The sequence below is a fragment of the Xenorhabdus sp. TS4 genome (assembly GCF_014467265.1).
GTDB lineage: Bacteria > Pseudomonadota > Gammaproteobacteria > Enterobacterales > Enterobacteriaceae > Xenorhabdus > Xenorhabdus ehlersii.
On the sequence record NZ_NKHQ01000076.1, the window covers coordinates 39,626 to 62,731 of the forward strand.

Below are 23,106 nucleotides of genomic sequence, written 5' to 3' on the forward strand. Positions count from 1 at the left end.
TGATTTATTGAAATAGTATAAATCAGTTTAATTGAAAGGCCTTACCTTTTGGGGTAGGGCTTTTTGTGGCCTGTAATAATGTCCGTGATATCGTTTACAACGGTTATTTTGGATGCTTTGTCGTCAAACAATCGCTTATCTTTAAAAAGGTATTGACGGTTTGTGGCGCTGGCAGTAATATGCGCTTCGTTTTCGGCGAGTAGCGCAGCTTGGTAGCGCAACTGGTTTGGGACCAGTGGGTCGGAGGTTCGAATCCTCTCTCGCCGACCAGAATTCAGAACCCTGCTTTTTATAAGCAGGGTTTTTTTTATATATCAGACAACCAAATAAAAGCCTTTTCATAAAGACCTTGCAAACATTTCTTGTATATTGCCGCAAGCTTAGAAAAATTTTTCATCTATGTTGACATCATCGTCGAATCCTCCTGATATTTTTTCTGATTGGTGAACTCCGTCAAAAGTTTTATATGCAAGTTTGCTCAAGTGTATTTTTTCCTCGTTAACTTAACTGTTTATATTTAAATCAATTCTCCTGATTAGCTCATATTCTCATCTTATATATTCCCGCCTTTTTTATAAGCTATTCTGCTCATCATTTAAGCATGTGGTCACAAATTCAAAATTATCATCACCAGAGATTTATTCTTTCTATTTGCTTTATTTTTGGTTTATTTGTCTATTTAATGTGCTTCATGTCATGTTTTTTAACCATCATTGTTAATGATTCTTTTCTTTTATGTTTTTCTTATGTTTCTGGTGTTGTGTTTGATGATATTGACGTCAGGCATAACAATTGATTAATTGGTAAGCGAAAAATAATAAAACAAGCTAAACATCACAAACGGGGTTCAAGTAATGACAATTTCCAAGAAAAAACAGTCCAGTTTGTTAAAACTGGGTGTCGGTTTTGTCGCATTGGCTGTTACAGCCAGTATTCAGGCAAAAACATTGGTCTACTGCTCTGAAGGTTCTCCTGAAGGCTTCAACCCACAGTTATTCACTTCTGGTACAACTTATGATGCAACTTCCAGACAAATCTATAACCGTCTGGTGGATTTTAAAGCGGGTACAACCAATGTTATTCCAAGTCTGGCCGAAAGCTGGGATGTGAGTGACGACGGCAAGGTTTATACCTTTCATTTGCGCAAAGGTGTGAAGTGGCAAAGTAATAAGGAATTCAAACCTACCCGTGATTTTAACGCTGATGACGTGATTTTTACTTTTATACGCCAAAAAGATAAAAATCATCCGTACCATCAGGTTTCGGGGGGCAGCTATGAATATTTCATCGGTATGGATATGGGGAATATCATCAGCAAAATAGAAAAAGTCGACGATTATACTGTTCGCTTTATTCTTTCACGCTCAGAAGCACCTTTCATCGCTAATCTGGCGATGGATTTTGCTTCTATCCTGTCCGGGGAATATGCTGATGTGATGATGAAAGCAGGAACTCCCGAAAAAGTTGACCTGAATCCAATTGGTACAGGTCCATTCCAGCTAGTGCAATACCAGAAAGACTCACGGATTCTCTATAAGGCCTTTAAGGATTATTGGGAAGGACCAGCAAAAATCGACCGCTTAGTATTTTCTATTACTCCTGATGCTTCTGTGCGTTATGCAAAATTGCAGAAAAATGAATGTCAGGTTATGCCGTATCCAAACCCTGCGGATATATCCCGTATGAAGCAGGATAAAAATATCGTCTTGACGGAACAGGCTGGCTTGAATGTGGGATATCTTTCTTTCAATGTCACCAAGCCGCCACTGGATAATGTGAAAGTGCGTCAGGCATTAGCAATGGCAGTGGACAAAGACGCCATCATTGAGGCTGTCTATCAGGGTGCTGGGCAGAAAGCGAAAAACCTGATCCCGCCTACCATGTGGGGCTATAACACAGATATCAAAGACTACTCCTACGATACTGCCAAGGCGAAGGAACTGTTGAAAGAAGCTGGCTTCCCGAATGGTTTCGAAACTGATCTGTGGGCGATGCCAGTACAGCGTCCGTATAACCCGAATGCCCGTCGCATGGCGGAAATGATTCAGGCCGATTGGGCGAAAATTGGTGTTAAGGCCAAGATTGTCAGCTATGAATGGGGTGAATACCTGAAACGAGCCAAAGATGGTGAACCGAAGACCGTGATGATGGGATGGACAGGGGATAATGGCGATCCTGATAACTTCTTCGCAACTCTGTTTAGTTGTGCAGCTAAAGAGAAAGGCTCTAACTATTCAAAATGGTGTTACAAGCCATTTGAGGCCGCTATCCAACCCGCGCGTGCAACCGCTGATATTAACAAGCGCACGGAATTTTATAAGCAAGCGCAGGTTGTCATGCATGAACAAGTACCCGCATTGATCATTGCCCACTCCACGGTTTATGAACCAATCCGTAAAGAAGTGAAAGGATATTTGGTTGATCCACTTGGCAGACACCTTTTCTACTACGTTGATCTCAAATAATTCTTGCTGTTGAGCTGTTGTGATTAACCATCCCCCAGAGCTTTCTGTGGGGATGGTTTCGCTTCTCTGATGGGCAAGTCGACTCTGTATACACCAAGCGGTCTGAAGAGCCGCACTGGTATTTAAAAAGGGAACTCAGGATATGCTGCAATTTATCCTCCGACGTCTAGGGTTAGTGATCCCGACGTTTATTGGTATTACGCTGCTGACTTTCGCGTTTGTGCACATGATACCTGGTGATCCCGTGCTGATTATGGCGGGAGAGCGTGGTATTTCTTCTGAGCGTTATGCCCAATTAATGGCTGAAATGGGGTTAGATAAGCCTCTCTGGGAGCAATATTTTCATTACATCAATGGCGTATTGCATGGTGATTTGGGGATCTCGTTGAAAAGCCGCATTCCTGTATGGGATGAGTTTGTTCCGCGTTTTAAAGCGACTTTCGAACTGGGCATGTGTGCCATGTTATTCGCCATCGCTGTCGGTATTCCAGTAGGGGTATTGGCGGCAGTCAAACGGGGTTCTGTCTTTGATCACACTGCGATTGGCTTGTCATTGACAGGCTACTCCATGCCAATTTTCTGGTGGGGGATCATGTTGATCATGCTGGTCTCCGTTCACTGGAACTTAACCCCTGTTTCTGGCCGAATCGGTGATAGTGTATTTATTGATGACAGCAATCCCCTGACGGGATTTATGCTGATTGATACGCTGATTTGGGGTGAGGAGGGCGATTTCACTGATGCTGTAATGCACATAATCCTGCCTGCCATTGTGCTGGGAACGATCCCGTTAGCCGTCATCGTGCGTATGACTCGCTCTTCCATGCTGGAAGTGCTGGGCGAAGATTATATCCGTACTGCCCGGGCAAAAGGGTTGAGCCGCCTTCGTGTCATTATCGTTCATGCGTTGCGTAATGCTTTATTACCCGTAGTCACAGTGATTGGTCTGCAAGTGGGCATCATGTTGGCAGGTGCCATTTTGACAGAAACGATTTTCTCATGGCCAGGATTAGGGCGTTGGCTGATTGATGCCCTGCAACGTCGTGACTATCCAGTGGTACAGGGGGGAGTATTGTTGGTGGCGACCATGATTATTCTGGTCAATCTGGTGGTTGATTTGTTGTACGGCATTGTCAATCCGCGCATTCGTCATAAGAAATAGGAGCACATGATGACTCAAACAACTGAGCCTGCAGTATCGGGTGCACCGAAAATAATGACGCCGATACAAGAATTCTGGCATTACTTTAAACGTAACAAAGGCGCAGTGATTGGTCTTGTCTATATTGTTCTGATGCTGCTGGTTGCACTATTGGCTGGGGTATTAGCGCCGCATGGTCCGGCAGAACAGTTTCGTGATTCCCTGCTGATGCCTCCGGTATGGCAGGAAGGTGGAAGCTGGCAATTTATTCTCGGCACTGATGATGTTGGGCGCGATATTTTGTCCCGTCTAATGTATGGGGCACGCCTTTCATTATTGGTTGGCTGTCTGGTCGTGGTGATGTCACTCATCATGGGTATCATTCTGGGGGTATTGGCTGGATATTTCGGCGGTGTGGTGGATACCATTATCATGCGTATCGTCGACATTATGTTAGCCTTGCCAAGCCTACTGCTGGCATTGGTGTTGGTGGCGATCTTTGGCCCATCGATTATCAATGCGTCATTGGCACTGACTTTTGTCGCCTTGCCTCATTATATCCGCCTGACAAGGGCAGCGGTATTGGTGGAAGTTAATCGTGATTATGTGATGGCTTCCCAAGTAGCCGGTGCGGGAGCCATACGTCAGATGTTTATCAATATCCTGCCAAACTGCCTTGCGCCGTTAATTGTGCAAGCGTCATTAGGGTTTTCAAACGCTATTCTTGATATGGCGGCCTTAGGGTTTCTGGGAATGGGGGCACAGCCACCGACTCCGGAATGGGGAACCATGCTGGCCGATGTTTTGCAATTTACCCAGAGTGCGTGGTGGGTTGTGACCTTTCCGGGGCTGGCTATCCTGTTGACGGTACTGGCATTTAACCTGATGGGGGACGGGTTGCGTGATGCACTTGATCCCAAGCTCAAGCAGTAGGGGGGATTGAGAAATGGCATTATTGAATGTAGACCAATTGTCGGTGCATTTCGGGGATGAAGGTGTACCATTCCGCGCCGTTGACCGTATTAGCTACCGTGTTGAGCAGGGGGAGGTTGTCGGCATCGTTGGAGAATCCGGCTCAGGTAAATCAGTCAGTTCATTGGCGATTATGGGGCTGATTGATTATCCGGGCAGAGTTATGGCAGAAAAACTGGAATTCGGTGGCCGTGACCTGACTAAAATTTCAGAAAAAGAGCGCCGTCAGTTGGTGGGTGCGGAAGTGGCGATGATTTTCCAAGATCCCATGACCAGTTTGAATCCGTGCTACACCGTCGGTTATCAGATTATGGAAGCCTTGAAAGTTCATCAGGGTGGCAACCGGAAAACGCGATACCAACGGGCAATCGACTTATTGACCCTGGTGGGTATCCCTGATCCGGTCTCTCGTCTGGATGTTTATCCGCATCAATTATCGGGAGGGATGAGCCAGCGTGTGATGATTGCGATGGCTATCGCGTGTCGTCCAAAACTCCTGATTGCCGATGAGCCGACGACGGCTCTGGATGTCACCATTCAGGCGCAAATCATCGAATTGTTGCTGGAATTGCAGCAGCAGGAAAACATGGCATTACTTTTGATCACCCACGATTTGGCGCTGGTGGCGGAAGCCGCCCATCATATTATTGTGATGTATGCCGGACAGGTGGTGGAAATTGGCAAGGCCACGGAAATCTTCCGTGCGCCACGCCATCCTTATACACAAGCATTATTGCGGGCTTTGCCGGAATTTGCGGTGGATAAATCCCGTTTGGCATCGTTGCCCGGCGTTGTTCCCGGAAAATATGATCGCCCAATGGGATGTCTGCTCAACCCCCGTTGTCCCTATGCCAATGCGCATTGTCGTCAGGAGGAGCCGTCATTGCAATCAATGAGAGGGCGTCAGGTTAAATGTCACATGCCACTAGATGATGAGGGGAGGCCAACAGTATGAACATTCCACAAAACAGGGAACAAGAGAAAACGACAGCACCTTTACTGCAAGCCACTGAATTGAAGAAATATTATCCGGTGAAAACAGGCTTATTCTCGCCTGAACGTATGGTTAAGGCGTTGGATGGTGTCTCATTTGAACTGGAAAAAGGTAAGACGCTGGCGGTTGTCGGCGAATCGGGCTGTGGAAAATCCACATTGGGCCGCCTGCTGACCATGATTGAAAAACCGACCGATGGGGAACTTTATTATCTGGGGCAAGACCTGTTGGTGCCAAATAAAGAAGCAGAAAAACTTCGTCGCCAGAAAATCCAGATTGTATTTCAAAATCCTTACGCTTCCTTAAATCCCCGTAAAAAAGTGGGACAGATTTTGGAAGAGCCATTGCTGATTAATACTTCACTTACCGCGGGTGAACGCAAGGAAAAAGTCTTACAGATGATGGAGAAAGTGGGACTAAAACCGGAACATTATGCGCGTTATCCACATATGTTTTCTGGTGGTCAGCGTCAGCGTATCGCCATTGCCCGTGGGTTAATGTTAAACCCAGACGTAGTGATCGCAGATGAACCCGTTTCAGCGTTGGATGTTTCAGTGAGAGCACAGGTTCTGAATTTAATGATGGATTTGCAGCAGGAGCTGGGATTGTCTTATGTTTTTATATCCCATGATCTCTCGGTCGTCGAACATATTGCTGATGAAGTGATAGTGATGTATTTGGGGCGCTGTGTTGAAAAAGGCAATAAGGAAATGATTTTCAACAATCCGCGCCATCCTTACACACAGGCATTATTGTCGGCGACGCCTCGCCTTAATCCTGAACTGCGCCGTGAACGTATTAAGCTGACGGGAGAGCTGCCAAGCCCGATGAATCCGCCAGCGGGGTGTGCTTTTGCTGCTCGTTGTCGTCGCGCATTTAGCCAGTGTACCCAATTCCAGCCTAAGTTAAAGCAATATGGCGGACAACTGATCGCGTGTTTCGCGGTCGAACAGGATGAAACCCCATTCACCTAATCATATCTGACCGTGGTATAACGTTTGACATCCTCTGAACGCCGGTTAACGTTATACCATCGCTTTATTTGATGCCGTTATATCCCGGTCATTTTCTCTGTTGCATTGCCATTCATCAAAATAAGACGACCGCAAGTAAAATCAAGTATACTCACTCACATTATTAAGATGTGTTGGTCAGTGTTTTCACTATTAGTTTGGTATTGGTTTGGATAAGATGAAATTGCGTGTCAAACGTTCGTTAACCATTAAACAGATGGCCGCAGTGACCGGAGTCACTTTGGTTACCATTGCTATTTTCATCACCATCCAGTTATCTCACCTATTACAGCAGCGGAAAGATGACTATATCAGCCAGCTTAACAATGCGGCTGTACAAATCCAGACACCTTTGGCGGAAGCGTTGTTAAGTTCAGATCTCAATAAAGCGAAAACGCTGTTGATTGGGTTGAAGACCTCAGGCATTCTGGGGCGAGCCGATGTGTTATTACCTGATAACGTTCGGGTAATGAGCCTGGATTTTGCCACTCATCGCCCCATACCTGAACTGGCAAAGAAGGTTTTTGGTATTCCTGTTGAGGTCAATATTCCTCTCTACGTTTATGGTGTTGCGCCAAAAACAGCAGAATCACAGGGACACCTTATTTTGCAGGTTGATTCCAATCGGGTGTATCGTTTTGCCTTGAATACACTTGCATTAATGTTGACCACTTATTTATTACTCGTACTTATTCTTACGGTGTCGATAAGCTGGTGTGTAAATCGCATTATCATCCATCCATTGCGCGATGTTGCGCGGGAACTGAATGAAGAACAGCCGCCAGTGACTATGTCTTGCCCTAAAAGCCATCAGGATGATGAATTGGGGTTGCTGGTAAAAGGCTATAATCGTCAGGTTAATAAGCAGAAAACGCCATCAAAATGAAACCTTACAAGATGAATAACGGTCTAATCCTTGATGATAATATTCAGGAATGGCGGATTGTCTTAGGTTTCGCAGGATAAAATTAAACAGGTAGGGGTAAGTGAGAATGCTGGGCAACAAAATCGAATATCTTATTGGTGGTGCGATTCTGGCTACGACTTGTTTGGCACAGGCTGAGACCTTGCAACCTGATCCAGCCTGGCAACAAGGCAAACTCGAAAATGGATTTAGTTGGCAAATCCTGCAAACACCACAGCGGCCTAATGACAGAGTGCAGTTGCGGTTATTGGTAAAGACCGGCTCCTTGTCTGAAAAAACCCAACAACGGGGCTATACCTACCTGATTCCGAAAATCGTCTTATCCAGCAGCAAAGATTTATCATCGCAGAAATTGGAAAATCTATGGCACAATGCGATAGATACTAAAAATCTCTTTCCACCTGCCATTGTTTCCTATGATTTCACCCTTTACAGTCTGAGCCTGCCAAATAATCGTCCCGAGTTATTGCAAGATGCATTGATATGGTTATCCGACATTGCTGGTGGTGCGGTATTTACACCAGAGACACTGGCACAGGCCATAAAAGGGGATGAACATCTTGTGACGACTTTCCCATCTGATATCCAAGACCCAGTGTGGCGTATGCGCCTGCAAGGTTCGACGCTTATCGACCATGATCCTGGGATGGCCGTATCAGTGCCTGTCGATGTAAAAAAAGTCGAAAATTTTTATCATCAATGGTACACGCCGGATGCGATGACGCTGTATATCGCAGGACATGTTGACAACCGATTACTGTCAGAGCGGATTAATCGGGCCTTTGCGTCATTGGAGGGGAAACGTCAGACACCAGAGCCTGTTCCTACCTTGCTACCGCTGAAAGCAGCAACGATTGGCGTAGTGAGTGATAAGGCCAAACAAGATCGCTTGTCTTTGACCTGGAACCTGAACTGGTTGCCGATTAACGATTCGCAAACCCTGATTCAGTACTGGTTAAATGACCTGACGCGTGAAGCGCTTTATCGTTACCTGCAATTAGGGCTTAAAGACAAACAGAATGACATGCAATTAGGCCTGGATTGCCGTGTGCTATACCAGCGGGCGAACTGCTCCTTAAATCTGGATTCCCCTGCGGACAAGTTGATGGAGTCCACGCTTTATCTGGCCTCACAACTGTCATCATTGCGGGAAAATGGATTGCCGCAGGCACAATTTGATGAACTCTATGCTCAGAAGCGGGGTCAGCTCCAGCAGCTATTTGCCATGTATGCCCGCACAGATACCGATATTTTGATAAACCAACGTCTGTTGTCACAGCAAAATAATGTGATAGATATTGCCCCTGAACAATTCCAGCGGTTAAGACAAGCGTTTTTATCCTCCCTGACACCACAACTTTTGAATAAAAAGCTGCAAGAGATGTTGTCTCAAGAAATCTCTTTTATTCTGGTGCAACCAAAAGGTGAAGCGACGATTGATGTTAATCACATCAAAAATAGCTTTAATCAAATTATGAGACCGGGGCCACAGCCGGAGAAACCGAAAGAGCCTAAAACAGTGAACGGTAGGGAGTAAGAGGGTAAACGGGAGCTCTGGTTTCATTCCCCCCGTAATATTTGGGCATTACCCTCGAGACTCTTTTCAAAACACGTCTCAGGAGGTTAATAACTTATGCCTGACTTTTCCCGCAGAAAAATATTACAAGCAGCTGTGGTCGGAGCAGCGGGTTCATTACTGCCCGCTTCGATTCGCAAGGCTCTAGCCATACCCGCCAATAACAGTACTGGTACTATTGATGATGTAGAACATGTGGTGATTCTGATGCAGGAAAACCGCTCCTTCGACCATTATTTCGGCACGTTGCCTGGCGTACGTGGCTTTAGCGATCGCATCACTATTCCACTCTCCGGTGGTCGCAACATTTGGCAGCAGCAGGGAAATTGGCGGCTGGTCTTGCCTTATTATCTGGACAGCCGACGCGGTAATGCACAGCGGGCTGGAGGTACGCCTCACTCCTGGAATGATGAACATTCCGCCTGGGACAATGGCCGTATGAGTGCCTGGCCAACCTATAAAACGACAACCTCAATGGGCTATTACTGCCAGACTGAGCTGCCGTACCAGTTTGCTTTGGCCAACGCCTTCACCTTGTGTGACGCATACCATTGTTCGATCCATGCAGGAACCGATCCCAATCGTCTGTTCCACTGGACCGGCACCAACGGTCCCAGTGCCGCTAACGTTGCTGCAGTGATCAACGAATGGGACTCTCCCGGCCCTCCAGAGGAAGGGTATACATGGAAAACCTACCCAGAACGACTGGAGGAGAGCGGCATTAGCTGGAAAATTTATCAATACCTGCCGGACAACTTCGGTGATAACCCGTTGGCCGGTTTCCGCCAGTACCGTGCCGCCAGTGTCAGAGCCGGTAATCCGGCACAACCACCGGAAGGTTTCCACGATTTTGTGCCTTACAGTGATGAACTTGACGAGAGAATTCCACTGTACAAGGGCAACGGCAATACTCTGCCGGCTGCCAGTGATGGCGATCTGGAGACGATACTGGCCGGATTCCGCGACGAGGTGAAGAAAGGCAGGCTGCCGCAGGTAAGCTGGATCGTTGCACCGGCGGCCTATTGTGAGCACCCAGGGCCTTCCTGCCCTGTACAGGGTGGCTGGTTCATTCAGGAGATCCTCAATGCGCTGACAGACGATCCGCAGGTGTGGAGCAAAACGGTATTGCTGGTGAATTACGATGAGAATGATGGTTTCTTTGACCACATTCCTTCACCCTCCGCACCGTCGCTACGGGAAGACGGTAGTTTCGCCGGCAAGTCCACGCTACCCTTCGACACCGAAATCTTTCAACACGTAGCTCCAGAGGGATCGCAGGGGCAACCGCCACCAGATGGACGTATTTATGGTCCTGGACCGAGAGTGCCTATGCTAATCCTGTCGCCCTGGAGTCGCGGAGGTTGGGTTAACTCACAGGTATTCGACCATACCTCAGTCCTGCAATTTTTGGAAAAACGCTTCCGGGTATGCGAGCCGAATATCAGTGCCTGGCGGCGTGCAGTGTGCGGTGATCTCACTTCAGCGTTCAACTTTGTCAATCCCAACAGTGAAGTGCCCCATTTGCCTGACATCACGCGACAAACAGCAGACAACCTGCGCCGGAGCCAGGAGGCGTTACCACGGGTGCCGTTACCGGAGGTTGAAAAGCAGCAATTGCCGTTTCAACGGCGACAGATTCGCCCGTCCCGCGCGTTGCCTTACCGACTTAATGTTGAAGTCTCGGCTTATCCTGATAAGGGCTTACTGACACTGAGTTTTCACAACACGGGCGAACAGGGTGTGGTATTCCACGTTTACGATAAGCTACATCTGGATGAGATCCCGCGGCGTTATACCGTTGAAGCAGGTAAGTCGCTCAGTGATGACTGGCAGACGGCAGATGACTATGATCTTTGGTTGCTAGGACCCAACGGCTTTCACCGTGCGCTGAGCGGTTCACTGACACAGCGGCAGCCAGAAGTGCGTCAAATCATGAATGATACCTGCCTGCACCTGGAACTGAACAATCCGAGTGACAAAACGGTGGAGATCATCATAAAACGCTGCCCTTATACATTGCAGGGGCCGTGGCGCATTAAAATGCCAGCGGGAAGCTGTCACAGTCAGACTTTTGACACCCGTATCAGTGGTGGCTGGTACGATATTTCACTGGCAGGGCCGAAAGGATGGCACCGCCGCCTGGCTGGCAGACTGGAAAACGGTGAGCACAGCATCAGCGATCCGTTGATGGGAAAGGAATAAGATAATCGTGCCTGATATGCGAAAAACGGAAAATGGATTCTATCTATCGTCTTAAGGGGCGGTTTAACCCGCCCCGATTTAAATAATTAATGTTTTCTGAAACCATTAATTTATTTCTTCGCGGCAGCCCGTAACTCAGTCACGTTTTTACCCCCAATGCCCCAGTTATCTGTTTCTACTTCATCAATGATCACAAAAGTCGTTGCCGGGTTTTTCCCAAGTACATCGACCAGCAATTGGGTTGCACCTTCAATCAGTTGTTTTTTCTGCTCAGCGGTGGCGCCTTCACGGGTAATTCTGATGTTCACAAATGGCATAAAAATGACTCCTCTTTGGTTTGTTATAGACAAGTGGGTACAGAAAGAACAGTCTTATTTATTGATATATGGATGTTTATCTGGCTTTCTTCTCTTCCGCAGTGGCGATCCAGGCGGCGCAAAACAGTGTCAGACGAGCGAAAAAATAGAAGAATGCCATTAAGCCAATCACCGAACCAAAAGCAGCACCCGAAGGGGAACTGGCAAGGCGTGGCAGCATCATAGTCATAATATATTTAATAATTTCAAATCCAATTGCGGCCATTAGAGTGCCTTTAAACAGCGCTTTTCTTTCAGGGCGATGACGCGGCAAGATCCACAATATCCAAAGGAATAGCAAATAATTGGCTGAAATGGAAATAGTCATGCCAATTGATGTCCATACCGGCCGGAGCCATTCTATACCTTCCAGTCCGAGGGCGTGGACGATGGTGGCCTGGGCAGAGCCTGCTATGGAAGTCAGCGAAAGGGTGATGACCAACGCAAATAGCAGACCGAATAAGGAGAAAAAGTCGCGAATATATTGAAAGTAAATTTTCTCTTTATCTTCATGATTACGTTCCCAGACATCTCTGGATTGGGCGAGTATTGCCTCACGTAAATTACCAACCCAGTTCATCCCTGAATAAAGTGCAATCGCCAGACCCGTCAATCCCACGGTTGTTCTTTGGTTGATTGCCGTGTCTACGCTGTTTTTCAGGGTAGTGGCGAGAGCGGGATCACTGATGCTGTTGGCGATGCCATTGATCAAACGTGCCAGTAAGTCAGGATTAGAGGCCAATACAAAACCTACGACGGCAAAAGAGAGCATCAGGATTGGGATTAAGGATAGAAACGAGAAATAGGTGATGGCAGCACCAAATTGGCTACCCATTCGGTCGTTGAAACGTTGTGCTGCCCTAATAAAGTGGGCAATAAAAGAAATTCGGCGGATGGCATTGCCAATACGGATGGTTACGGAAAGTGCTTTTTTACTGCCATATAGCCCTTTCTTTAATGGTGTAAGTTCCTTCCCTGTATTGAGTTGTTCCCTTTTTTCATGGTTAGCTGGCATTACATCCCCTGGCGAAAAAATATATATGCGAAAAAAGAGTAACAGGCAAAATGAAAAAGGCAACTGGTCAGGGAACGTGAAGAAGTACGGTAACCTTATATGGCTACCGTACAGAAAATCAACCGTTGATCACGATGATCAATCTAATTGACGCCCCTTAACTTCACTGTGGACTGTCGGAAGTGTCGTATCGTGGTTCTCATTTTTCACAAAAGGTACTTTACCGGAGAAAATATCTTTTTGTGCAGAGGCTGCCAGACCTGTGAGGGAACCTGGTACATCAATGCCTAAGTTTTTGCCTTTATCGTATCCTGCGATAGATTGTTGGTTAATTTGCGGGGTATTCAGCGAGACAGCACCTTGTGCGCTATCAATTTTGCTGCCCACTAAATAGGTTGTTCCAGAAACATCCAGATTAACCCCTTGAGTACCGGTTAATGTTGTTTGCTTACCTACAGCTTCTCGATCGAGAGTATCGTAATTGCCTTTGAATTTGCCATCGAAGCCCTTGAATGTGGCTTTCAATTGATCTGTCAAACTGGGTGCCTTATCTCCGGTTTGAGCGTTGTCGGCAGTCGCGGTTTCAGTTGTGGCCGTCGCTGGGTTTTCTGGAGAGCCTTCCGCTACGGTAGGAATAGCTTCTTTAGAAGCGGCATCTCCTTTGATGGTTTTGCTATAACCCAAGCCAGCATCCAGACCTACATTCAGGCTATGAGTGCTGTCCTTGCGGCTTTCGACATTGAAATTGCCACCGACGTTGCCCGTTACCTGGTCAGCATCGACATTGGCGCCTTTAAGTGAGGTATCTCCTGCACTGGTCAGGTTGACATTGCCGCCGGAAACCTGTGCGTTACGGTGTGTAGTCTGATCCAGTTGGTTAACGCCAAATTTCAATTCACCGCCAATGTTATATTTGCTATCGATAATTCTGTTGGCCGGATCGTCTGTTGTTGCAGCATCACCTGTCGCACCATCACCCCCTTCTTTGCGGGCGGTAGAAGACATACCACCTTTAGCTTTAGCACCGACATTCCAGCCATTGGCGTTGGCAGTATCCTGAGCCGAAGTCAGTTCGATTTTCCCACGCTGTGCGGTTAAATCTACCTGTTTGCCGGAAACGTTGGCACCTTGTAATGTCAGATTATTGCCTGCATTCAGATTTACCCCTTGTCCACCAGTGATATTGCTGATTTGGGCGGTAGTGTTGTTCTGATTGTCGGTGTTATAACCGCCACCGAGGCTGCCACTGAAATTCTTGCCATCAGGGTTGGTTCCCACAGTCAGGGAAATCTCCCCATTGTAACCATTGCTTTGTTTCTCATTGCGAGTGGTGGCTTGGTTAAACTGAATATTTCCACCTGCATTAACGTTGGCTGAACCTTCACCTGCATTGATTGAAGTGCCTTGATAGCGCGCATCTCTGGTCACCTGAACATGAACGCCGTTTTGGGTGTTGATACTGCTGGTCACTGCGCTGCTGGTGGTGTTGGATGTTTCCTGGTAACTGCCATTGCCTTTGCCATTGACGGAGATATCTGCACCGGTTGTGGTGTAGACGCGCAAGCTGGCATTGCCAGTCGTATCAGCGGCATGAGCGTTTTGGCTGTTGGTTGCCGCTTCACTGGTATGGCTGCCAGCAGTTAGCGAGACACCGCCTTTGTGTGCCTGGTATTGCGTACCTTGGTCATAGATATCACCGTTTGTAGTGACTTTGACATCACCCGCCTTAATGGTAGTCACTACCGCATTAGACTGATGATTGTTGGTGTAACGGCTGTTGCCATTCATCGCCAGTTCAATACCTGCATTAGGCAACCCCGTCTTCGTGATGGAAGCATCCAGTTTTTTATCTGCGGCGGCCTTAGCTGTTTTTTCTACAGGGCGGGTAGTGGCACTGTAATCAGCAGTTCCGCTGATCTCACCACCTACCTGTAATCGATTGGTTGAGCTGGATTCGGTATTGGCCGTTGCCACATTTTTAATGCTACCGGCATTAGCCTGGTAGGAACCTTGCACTTGATGATCCGTACCCTGTTGCTTCAATTCACCCATTGCATTCAGCTCAAGGTTGCCTGAAATCTGGGTTTTCGCCACCTCTGCTGTGGTTCGGCTGTCGGACTTTCCATTGCTGTTGTAAGTTCCTTCAACACCACTGCCGAGTTTGTCCATACCGCCAGTGACAAACACACTGCTGCTCAGTTTTTCTTGTGAGGTTGAGGTTGAGGTGCTGTTTTCACCAGCCAGCAACGCAATGTTATTCCCAGTAATTTTCGCATCGCCCTGGGTTGTGACCAACTTAGAGCCAGTCACGGTGACATTCTGGCCCGCATTTACGCTAAGATGACCCCCATTCAGTTCTGATGGGCGTTGCGTTGTATTTTCATCTTTCTGTTTGTCAGTTGTGTGTTCAAAACCTACGCCAGCACGGTATTGGTTATCTTTCATATCCTTGGCGTAATACTGCCAGTCAAGATTGGTTTTTTCCTGTTGGTACTGATTCTTCTCACCATAATTCAGGATATTGATATTGCCTGACGTATTCAGTTGTAGTTCGCCAGCACTTTTTGTCAGACTGCCAATGACATTGATGTCTTTATCACTGAGTAATTTCAGATCTGCATCAGAAATCAATTGACTGCCGGAAGATTTTTCATGCTTGTTGTGTTCTTGGTTAGTATTTTTGGTGATATTGAAGATGGTTCCCTTTCTTTCATCCACCTCTTTAGAAATATGGCTGACGGCATTATCGATAGTTAGCTGCCCTTCATGGGTTCTAACATAGGCACCTTTTTGGGCTTTGACTTTACTGCCCGTAATGGTGACACCATTTTCACCAGTCAGCAGCAAGAGTTCGCCAGCCGTCACTTCGGAAATATGATGGGTTTCTGATTTATCGCGGTTATCTTTTTTGCTGCCACCAGCAATACCGCCCCAATAGGTTTTATCTTTGGCAAGGATCTGATCATCAACAAGGGATTGCACAGTAATATTGGCTTGTTGACCCGCAGAAATAATCAGGTTTTTGCCTGAGTTAATGTGGGTTCCTGCAATGTCAATATTCCCTTTCGCATCAATACCTAAAATTCCGCCTGCGCTTAATTCATTGCCGGTACTTCTTTGTGTGGTATTGACCTGATTCCAATGACCCGTTTGCAGTGATGCAGAATGGTTCTTTTTATATCCTTTCTCTGAGGTTATTTCTGATTCTATCAGACCTGCCAGTTTCACATCTTTCTGGGCTGATAGGGACAACAGGTTACCGGCTTTGATCTTACTGCCAAGGACTTCTACATTGCTTTCATCGGCGATCAAATGAACATTTTCACGAGCGTTGATGGTATTGCCTTCGTACTGGTATTTTTCACTCTCATTGGTGACATCATACTGCCAAACAAATTTCTGTTGATTATTAGTGTTGCGGTCAAGCTGGTGAAGCTGTTGCCCATCCAGTTTTAGGTTGGCGCCAGTCAGTTTGACATTATCCCCTTCAATATCGGTTGCCATCACTTGGTTGTTTTGTTTGGCCACCAGCGTGATGTTCTTGCCTGCCAATTGGGTACGGGCAACAGATTCACTGATTTGCTTTTGTTCGGTATAAATACCACTAAAAGTGCTTTGGTGATTATTGCTGCCTGTTTTGTCTGATGAAGATTGATTCAGGCGTCCTTGGGACAGCACATTATTGCCGCGCAAGGTGATATCCCCGCCTTTTAGCGCCGCAGCTTCCAACTTCACATCGCCGTGGGATTCAACATCAATGCCATCACTAGCGGTTATTTTGCCTTTTAAATTGACTCCGCTCCCTTCCGCCGTGTTCAGCAGCCGAATGCGTCCTGCCCGCATACTGCCCAAATAATAGCTGTCGAGTGCGCCAATATCCGCTTGCTGGGTATCTAGGATGCGACCATCGGCCGAAATCTTGTTATTCCCCGTTGTGATATTGAGGTTTTTGGTGGTGATCACCTGACCATTAATGTCAATTTTAGGGGCAATCAGATTCAGCACGTCATTATGGGATAAGCCATTGTTTCTTACATTCAGGGCGTTCAGGTTATCAAAGGTGTTGAAGCCTTGCAGGATCCCATTTTCCACCAGTGGATTACCGACAACCAATGACGCCTGATTGGTATTAATAAAACCACAGCCGTTACAAGTGATACCGTTAGGGTTTGCCAGTATATAATCGGCGGCGATACCAAATATTTCCTGTTCGCCGAGCAAGAATGAAGGGTTACGGCTAATCACCTCATTTAAGATCACACTGGCAACTTGTCCATTGAGGTTACTGTTGGCAGATAATTCCCCTGCCAATTGTGATGTTCCATTCTCCAGGGAGTTATTGAACACCGCCCCCATTTGATTGACGTTGAAGTCTTGGTATTGGTTATGTGATAACCCTGATTCGGAAGGCGCAACGATATTGACTACTGTTGCACCGGTATCAGCTTGCATAACATCCGGGCTGTGGGTGGCATCTCCACCAGGCGTAATATCATTGGCAAAACTGACTGAACAGCTTGCCAGAATAATTGCCATAGCGGCGGCAAGTTTGCCCGTGGGAGACAGTTTAAATTTTTTACTTTTCATATAATTTCCTTATTTGCTTCTTTAATTGCCATGTGCAGCGCTCTGGGGATCATTGTTCTAATAATCCCCACAACTGGCTGCGGTTAAAAAATCAAATGGTTCAAAAAATTAAAAAGTGTAAGAGAAACGGGTTAACAGTTGCATAGGTTCATCCGTGTGCCTATTTTGGTGAGAAAGCAATTTGCCTCGGCTGAACTCAACATCCGCAAACAGTTTCTGATAGCGTAGTGTCAAACCTGCACTTAATCCGGCACTGCTTTTCCAGCCGTCCTGACTGCGATAGCCTTTAACCTGGCCAATATCCACGCCGGTACGCAATAAAAGTGAACCTTTGGCAATGGGGATTGAGTGAGAAAGTGTATTTCTTAAATACCAGCCGTTATCAGCCGATGACACATTTTTGCTGAATCCTCGCACCGCATTACGGTCGGTCACATTGAGCCACTCAACACCTGGTAGCCCATCTTGACTATATTGGGCATAAAATTGGCTGCTAAATTGGTAAGGCATATCTAAGAGTGTGAAACGCTGTTGTAAATTTGCCGATAATTTCCCTTTGATAAACTGCTTATTCAGGCTGGCTGTAGCGGTTTGGGCACCAAACCACGGCATTCCCCGCTCAATACTTATATTGAGGGAGATCAACCCTGAAGGGATAATTTGTAAGTGGTTAATACCCAGTTCGAGGACACTCAATGTCTGGCTACTAACGGTGAGCTTGGCTTCTTGGAAATGGTTGGTGTAATTCTTATAAACCAACTGGGTGTTTAATGTACTAATTTGCGACTGGTTACGATGAAAAACCCAATCAGCGCGAATGCCTGTTTGTTGTGAATTCCCGTACAATTTGGCCGAATGTATTTGTAAACGGGGATGGCTGGTGTATTGGGAATAACTGTTGAATCCACTCAATGTTACGGCTCCATAGGGGAGCGAATAGAGTAGAGTATAGGCGCGATTATATTGGGTATTGGGTTTATCTACGGTACTGGCGCCGCTGAGGCTAACAAAGTCAGATAACCCCAATGGGCTATCGACACTGGCATTGAGTCGCGTGATCCATTTTCCTGTGCTTTTCTGTCCATAATTATCGGTTGTGGTGGTTATTCTCCACGGGGAAGCGTGCCGATTGTGTAGCCTGACGATAGAACCACCATTAACGGTACCCGGTAGAATATCGAGAGTGGTTTTGTTTGATTGCAGGCGATTCGCTTGATCCAGCCCTTGATCAAGTTGATTCAGGTTGAGTGGTTTATTTGTCAAACCTGGGAATAGTGTTTGGCTATTGACCCAACGGTCATCTCCTTCTATCGCCTCGACAAAACCTTCAACGACATTGATCCCCAGTTCGCCATTGGTGTTGGGGGGAATAAACTGAACTCGCGCCGTAATATAACCTTTAGCAATATAAAGGTTGGTGATTTCCGCTGACAGCTTGTTGATGTCATTGCTGGTGATACAGCTATCGGGCAGGGCACTGAGTGTATTCAGATCTCCCAGAGAGAGTAAGGTAATGCCTTGAAGATAAACCCCATTAACCGCCAAACAGGGCGGTGCTTCCATCACTACGGGTGAAACGGTTTGTGGAGAAACGTTATCTGTGCGATTAATCAATCCTTGATGACGGCGCTCTTCAATTAATTGGTCTATTTCCCGCGAACTATCCTGTAAGGTTCTTCTTGCTTCATCTGTAGAGAAAGCGGTTTCATCTGTAGGGAAAGCTGGATTAAGCGCATCAGGCGATGCGTTCACCTGAAATGCAGTACATAATAAGATGAAGATTGTCGTCCTTTTAATCATGGGAATACCCAAATGACAATAGTTGATGGGAAATGTATCGTGTTGGGTTAGGCTTAAACATCCTAGTCTATTAATTAAGCATTAGAGCATAGAAAATCTTTTATGTTGTTCTGATTAACAAATGTGTTTTGTTAAGAATTATAATTTCTAGTTATAAATTTACATTAGTGATTTATGATAATTCATTTTAGTTATGTATTATCTCAATGTGAAGAATTAAGTGAAATTTAATTTGGTTAATCAATGTATCAGCAGAATAATAAGGTGTAATTAGGAACTTTTTCTGTATTTCTGGTCTATTAATTTAAAAGTTTTACTTATGGAGTGTTGATGAAATATATTGAAGTGGAAGAAATGTAAAAGGTAAGAACAGATATTTTTTAGTCAGATTGTTTGGCTGAAAATTAATCATGCATGTAATTATAAATTCATCTATCTTTATTTATTGTGAAAATAATTACTATATGAAAATCTGACAGCGGAAAAAAATCAGAAAAATAAATATAAAAAAGAAAAACAGGAATTAAAGTAAATTGGCGGGAATTTTGAGATGTTAGAATGATTCAGCCAATGAATAATATTCATTGGCTGAAAGGTTACTACTTAATACTTAATTAATAAGATATTAAGCAGAAATCGGTGCGCGCCAGTCGTCAGAACCAGAAGTACCCGCAGTAGTGTGTTCCCAGGTAATCTTACGATAAGCAAGAGATACACGAACTAATTGAGTGAATTCTGATTTAGCTGGATCTTGGCAGTGTGGCATTTTGCAATCGATATCAACGATAGTTGCATCTTCCAGTTTTGTAGTAAAGAAATGCTCTTGTTTACCTTCGATTGAAGTACGGTACCATTTCAATTCTACAGTTGGCAGCATTTCGCCAGAAGCCAGTGCGTTGTACAGCAGAGGAACTGATTTATTCAATGCAACGGTAAAGCGGAATGGCTTATGCGCACGCTGACCAGAAGGCTGTCCTGACTGTGGATCAGTTGGGACAGTGACAATGTGGTCAAATTCTTGCACCAGCATTTCGTCTTCATGACCCTGAACAAAGATATTACCTACGGATTCAGCAGTGAATGAGCGAGCGGTAATATGGCCCTGAGTTTTACCACGGATGGAAATATAACATGGAGTTGGCATATGAATATCCTATAAAATTTACCAATATTAGTGTAAGTGTTCATTCCTTGCGTGATTATTCCATATGTTAATCAAATGAAATTATCGCTTACCAAACACTCGATGCGAATAATAAAGCTGAAATTGTCTGATGCAAAGTCATTTGAAAAATGCAATATTCACTCTAATTCAATGACAAATAATAATTTTATAATTATTGCCGTTACAAAATTTATAGCTGATTTTTTATAAACAATAAGCCTATCTAACTGGTTTAAAAATGAGCTATGACTTTTTGGTTTTTTTAACTTTTTGATATTTCTTGTTTTTTATTTTTTTGTTTAAATGTTTTTCATGATCATTTGAAAAGTGTTATCTAGATCAAAAAAATGAAAATAACCTGGATTGTTATGACACATAATTAATCAAGATAAAATAAAAAATGATATTGATGATGATTATTGATAACGGCCTATAAGGTTATATTTTATTCAAGTGAAGATGAAAAATATTTCTTTTAACGCAAATTATAGGTAATCGAATTACATACTCTTACAGAGAGTAAAACCAAACTTTTCTCTATTTTTAGAGCAAAAAAATGTTTATAACTTGATATGGGTTTTGATAGGAAGATTAAAAGCTTGAATAGAGGTCTTTATCAATTTGTGTTTAGGCTTTACATCAAAAAAATAAAATGTCAAACTCGAACTTGACGATTTTTCGTATCGATGTTATTTCCACGATTGGATAGGGTATATCTGATTATTTAACTATATGTTGATATAAAACTATTCGTACCTTCAAATATAGTTGTCTTCTTTATCTTATTTTTTTAGGAAGATCTTCTGTATTTATTATATGGGTGAACATTGGAATCATTCTCTCACCAATAATGAGTTGTTAGACAGTTCATGGTTGTATTAGCCAAAGGATTCAAATATGAGTAAGAATAGTCCAGGTAGCGTAGCTCCGAAAGAAAGAATTAATATTAAGTATGTTCCTAATAATGGTGACCAGACTGCAGAAGTTGAATTACCTCTGAATCTTCTGGTTGTGGGTGACTTGAAAGGAAAAAGCGAAGATACGCCAATTGAAGAGCGGCAGGCAGTTTCTATCAATAAGAACAACTTTAATGCCGTAATGAATGAAGCGAACATCAACATAACTTTTAACGTTCCTAATCGTCTTGATGGAAAAAGCGAAGAAGATATGCCGGTTAATCTGGAAATAAAATCGCTGAGTGATTTTTCACCAGATAATATCGCGAAGAAAGTACCTGAATTAAATAAACTTCTCGAACTTCGTGAGGCATTGGTTGCATTAAAAGGTCCATTGGGAAATATCCCAGCATTTCGTACTCGTTTGCAGTCACTGCTGGATGATGAATCCGTTCGTGAGCAACTCCTGAAAGAACTTGAAATCGTCAATAAAAAATAACTGGTTAAAGGAATTTTTAAATGGCTCAGCACGAAGAAAACAGCACAGCTATTGCTTCTGGCGCAACGACTTCCTTGCTTGATGAAATTATGTCTCAAGCGAGAATGACTCCAGAAAATGACGGCTACTATATTGCTAAACAAGGTGTTGCTGCGTTTATCGGTAGCATCCTGGATACTGGCTCTAACGACGAACCAGTCAACAAACTGCTTGTTGATAAGATGATCGTTGAGTTGGATAAAAAGCTAAGTGAGCAGATGGATGAGATCATGCACGCTAAGCCGTTCCAGGAATTGGAATCTTCCTGGCGTTCACTGAAAATTTTGGTGGATCGCACTGATTTTCGTGAAAACATCAAAATCAACATCCTTCATGCCACTAAAGATGAACTGTTGGAAGATTTTGAATTCTCCCCTGAAATTATTCAGTCCGGCTTCTACAAACACGTTTATTCCTCAGGCTATGGTCAGTTTGGTGGTGAACCTGTTGCGTCCGTCATCGGTAACTACGCGTTCAACAATACTACGCCTGATATTAAATTGATGCAGTATGTCAGTTCGGTTGGTGCGATGGCTCATGCGCCATTCTTGTCTTCCGTTTCACCGGAATTCTTTGGCATTAACAGCTTTACTGAGCTGCCTGCTATCAAGGATCTGAAGTCCGTCTTTGAAGGCCCTTCACATACTAAATGGCGTGTGCTGCGTGAGTCAGAAGATTCACGTTACTTAGGTCTGACCGCACCCCGTTTTTTGCTGCGTCTGCCTTATTCCAGTGTTGAAAACCCAATTAAGAACTTCAACTATCAGGAAAATGTCAGCCGTGACCACGAACATTTCTTGTGGGGCAATACTGCGTACTTGCTGGCTAGCTGCTTGACTGACAGCTTTGCTAAATACCGTTGGTGTCCAAACATCATTGGTCCACAGAGCGGTGGTGCAGTAAGCGATCTGCCAGTTCACCTGTATGAAGCAATGGGTCAGATTCAGGCGAAGATCCCAACAGAAGTTTTAGTCACTGACCGTCGTGAATTCGAACTGGCAGAAGAAGGCTTCATTACCCTGACCATGCGTAAGGGTAGTGATAACGCAGCGTTCTTCTCGGCAAACTCGGTTCAGAAAACAAAAGTGTTCCCAAATACCCGTGAAGGGAAAGCGGCGGAAACTAACTACAAGTTGGGCACCCAGCTTCCATACATGTTCATCATTAACCGTCTGGCTCACTACATCAAAGTGTTGCAGCGCGAACAGATTGGCGCCTGGAAAGAGCGTCAGGATCTGGAACGCGAGCTTAACATGTGGCTGAAACAATATATTGCTGATCAGGAAAACCCACCAACTGACGTTCGTAGCCGTCGTCCTCTGCGTGCTGCTGAAATCAAAGTGCTGGAAGTTGAAGGCGATCCAGGCTGGTATCAGGTAGCGATGCAAGTTTGTCCGCACTTCAAATACATGGGGGCAAGCTTCGAACTGTCTCTGGTTGGACGTTTGGATAAGGAATAAT

At 45.0% G+C, this 23,106-nt stretch carries 15 protein-coding genes and 1 tRNA gene; 11 read left to right on the plus strand and 5 right to left on the minus strand.

Features of this window, described 5'->3' with window-relative positions; translation table 11 throughout:
• Nucleotides 1–193 precede the first annotated feature (193 nt).
• The 9 genes from Xets_RS15120 to Xets_RS15160 all read left to right on the plus strand — a co-directional run bounded on the left by Xets_RS15120 (nt 194) and on the right by Xets_RS15160 (nt 11,288).
• Nucleotides 194–270, plus strand: a tRNA-Pro gene (locus Xets_RS15120).
• A gap of 584 nt (nt 271–854) precedes the next feature.
• On the plus strand, nt 855–2,465 hold the full coding sequence (gene dppA, locus Xets_RS15125) for a dipeptide ABC transporter periplasmic-binding protein DppA (RefSeq protein ID WP_187652048.1): 1,611 nt from the start codon (nt 855–857) through the stop codon (nt 2,463–2,465).
• A gap of 142 nt (nt 2,466–2,607) precedes the next feature.
• Nucleotides 2,608–3,627 carry a dipeptide ABC transporter permease DppB gene (gene dppB, locus Xets_RS15130; protein WP_099131748.1) on the plus strand — a complete coding sequence of 340 codons (1,020 nt, stop codon included), beginning with the start codon at nt 2,608–2,610 and terminating at the stop codon, nt 3,625–3,627.
• A 9-nt stretch (nt 3,628–3,636) separates the two neighbouring features.
• The gene (gene dppC / locus Xets_RS15135) at nt 3,637–4,539 is read left to right on the plus strand and encodes a dipeptide ABC transporter permease DppC (protein WP_187652062.1); all 903 of its coding nucleotides are present in this window, start codon (nt 3,637–3,639) and stop codon (nt 4,537–4,539) included.
• Between the two features lie 13 nt (nt 4,540–4,552).
• Nucleotides 4,553–5,533, plus strand: coding sequence for a dipeptide ABC transporter ATP-binding protein (dppD, locus tag Xets_RS15140; protein ID WP_099131746.1), 981 nt, complete (start codon nt 4,553–4,555; stop codon nt 5,531–5,533).
• On the plus strand, nt 5,530–6,546 hold the full coding sequence (gene dppF, locus Xets_RS15145) for a dipeptide ABC transporter ATP-binding subunit DppF (RefSeq protein WP_099131745.1): 1,017 nt from the start codon (nt 5,530–5,532) through the stop codon (nt 6,544–6,546). The genes dppD and dppF overlap by 4 nt, the downstream gene beginning before the upstream one ends.
• Nucleotides 6,547–6,763: 217 nt before the next feature.
• Complete coding sequence (locus Xets_RS15150; protein WP_099131744.1) at nt 6,764–7,471, plus strand: HAMP domain-containing protein; 708 nt, start codon at nt 6,764–6,766, stop codon at nt 7,469–7,471.
• Between the two features lie 106 nt (nt 7,472–7,577).
• On the plus strand, nt 7,578–9,047 hold the full coding sequence (locus tag Xets_RS15155; protein WP_099131743.1) for a pitrilysin family protein: 1,470 nt from the start codon (nt 7,578–7,580) through the stop codon (nt 9,045–9,047).
• Nucleotides 9,048–9,143: 96 nt separating this feature from the next.
• Nucleotides 9,144–11,288 (plus strand): phosphocholine-specific phospholipase C, encoded by a 2,145-nt coding sequence (locus Xets_RS15160; protein WP_187652049.1) that lies wholly within the window; start codon nt 9,144–9,146, stop codon nt 11,286–11,288.
• 110 nt (nt 11,289–11,398) lie between these two features.
• Here Xets_RS15160 and Xets_RS15165 read toward each other — a convergent pair whose 3' ends face one another.
• The 5 genes from Xets_RS15165 to Xets_RS15185 form a co-directional block, all read right to left on the minus strand.
• Nucleotides 11,399–11,605, minus strand: a complete 207-nt coding sequence (locus tag Xets_RS15165) for a 2-hydroxymuconate tautomerase family protein (protein WP_045957420.1) — start codon at nt 11,603–11,605, stop codon at nt 11,399–11,401.
• A 76-nt stretch (nt 11,606–11,681) separates the two neighbouring features.
• Nucleotides 11,682–12,659: an inner membrane protein YhjD gene (yhjD, locus tag Xets_RS15170; protein WP_099131741.1), complete on the minus strand. Its 978-nt coding sequence runs from the start codon at nt 12,657–12,659 to the stop codon at nt 11,682–11,684.
• A 138-nt stretch (nt 12,660–12,797) separates the two neighbouring features.
• Nucleotides 12,798–17,246: a hemagglutinin repeat-containing protein gene (locus tag Xets_RS15175; protein WP_187652050.1), complete on the minus strand. Its 4,449-nt coding sequence runs from the start codon at nt 17,244–17,246 to the stop codon at nt 12,798–12,800.
• 108 nt (nt 17,247–17,354) lie between these two features.
• On the minus strand, nt 17,355–19,046 hold the full coding sequence (locus Xets_RS15180) for a ShlB/FhaC/HecB family hemolysin secretion/activation protein (protein ID WP_099131739.1): 1,692 nt from the start codon (nt 19,044–19,046) through the stop codon (nt 17,355–17,357).
• 625 nt (nt 19,047–19,671) lie between these two features.
• Entirely contained in the window at nt 19,672–20,190 is a 519-nt protein-coding gene (locus tag Xets_RS15185) for an Hcp family type VI secretion system effector (RefSeq protein WP_099131738.1), read from the minus strand.
• A gap of 918 nt (nt 20,191–21,108) precedes the next feature.
• Between Xets_RS15185 and tssB the strand changes: the two genes are divergently transcribed.
• Both tssB and tssC read left to right on the plus strand, forming a co-directional pair.
• Nucleotides 21,109–21,606 (plus strand): type VI secretion system contractile sheath small subunit, encoded by a 498-nt coding sequence (gene tssB / locus Xets_RS15190; protein ID WP_099131737.1) that lies wholly within the window; start codon nt 21,109–21,111, stop codon nt 21,604–21,606.
• A gap of 20 nt (nt 21,607–21,626) precedes the next feature.
• Nucleotides 21,627–23,105 carry a type VI secretion system contractile sheath large subunit gene (tssC, locus tag Xets_RS15195; protein ID WP_099131736.1) on the plus strand — a complete coding sequence of 493 codons (1,479 nt, stop codon included), beginning with the start codon at nt 21,627–21,629 and terminating at the stop codon, nt 23,103–23,105.
• Nucleotide 23,106 lies beyond the last annotated feature (1 nt).

What these genes read in the sequence shown, in the direction of transcription:
- dppA (WP_187652048.1), top strand. Translation starts at nt 855, where the DNA reads ATGACAATTTCCAAGAAAAAACAGTCCAGTTTGTTAAAACTGGGTGTC.
- dppB (WP_099131748.1), top strand. Translation starts at nt 2,608, where the DNA reads ATGCTGCAATTTATCCTCCGACGTCTAGGGTTAGTGATCCCGACGTTT.
- dppC (WP_187652062.1), top strand. Translation starts at nt 3,637, where the DNA reads ATGACTCAAACAACTGAGCCTGCAGTATCGGGTGCACCGAAAATAATG.
- dppD (WP_099131746.1), top strand. Translation starts at nt 4,553, where the DNA reads ATGGCATTATTGAATGTAGACCAATTGTCGGTGCATTTCGGGGATGAA.
- dppF (WP_099131745.1), top strand. Translation starts at nt 5,530, where the DNA reads ATGAACATTCCACAAAACAGGGAACAAGAGAAAACGACAGCACCTTTA.
- Xets_RS15150 (WP_099131744.1), top strand. Translation starts at nt 6,764, where the DNA reads ATGAAATTGCGTGTCAAACGTTCGTTAACCATTAAACAGATGGCCGCA.
- Xets_RS15155 (WP_099131743.1), top strand. Translation starts at nt 7,578, where the DNA reads ATGCTGGGCAACAAAATCGAATATCTTATTGGTGGTGCGATTCTGGCT.
- Xets_RS15160 (WP_187652049.1), top strand. Translation starts at nt 9,144, where the DNA reads ATGCCTGACTTTTCCCGCAGAAAAATATTACAAGCAGCTGTGGTCGGA.
- Xets_RS15165 (WP_045957420.1), bottom strand. Translation starts at nt 11,605, where the DNA reads ATGCCATTTGTGAACATCAGAATTACCCGTGAAGGCGCCACCGCTGAG.
- yhjD (WP_099131741.1), bottom strand. Translation starts at nt 12,659, where the DNA reads ATGCCAGCTAACCATGAAAAAAGGGAACAACTCAATACAGGGAAGGAA.
- Xets_RS15175 (WP_187652050.1), bottom strand. Translation starts at nt 17,246, where the DNA reads ATGAAAAGTAAAAAATTTAAACTGTCTCCCACGGGCAAACTTGCCGCC.
- Xets_RS15180 (WP_099131739.1), bottom strand. Translation starts at nt 19,046, where the DNA reads ATGATTAAAAGGACGACAATCTTCATCTTATTATGTACTGCATTTCAG.
- Xets_RS15185 (WP_099131738.1), bottom strand. Translation starts at nt 20,190, where the DNA reads ATGCCAACTCCATGTTATATTTCCATCCGTGGTAAAACTCAGGGCCAT.
- tssB (WP_099131737.1), top strand. Translation starts at nt 21,109, where the DNA reads ATGAGTAAGAATAGTCCAGGTAGCGTAGCTCCGAAAGAAAGAATTAAT.
- tssC (WP_099131736.1), top strand. Translation starts at nt 21,627, where the DNA reads ATGGCTCAGCACGAAGAAAACAGCACAGCTATTGCTTCTGGCGCAACG.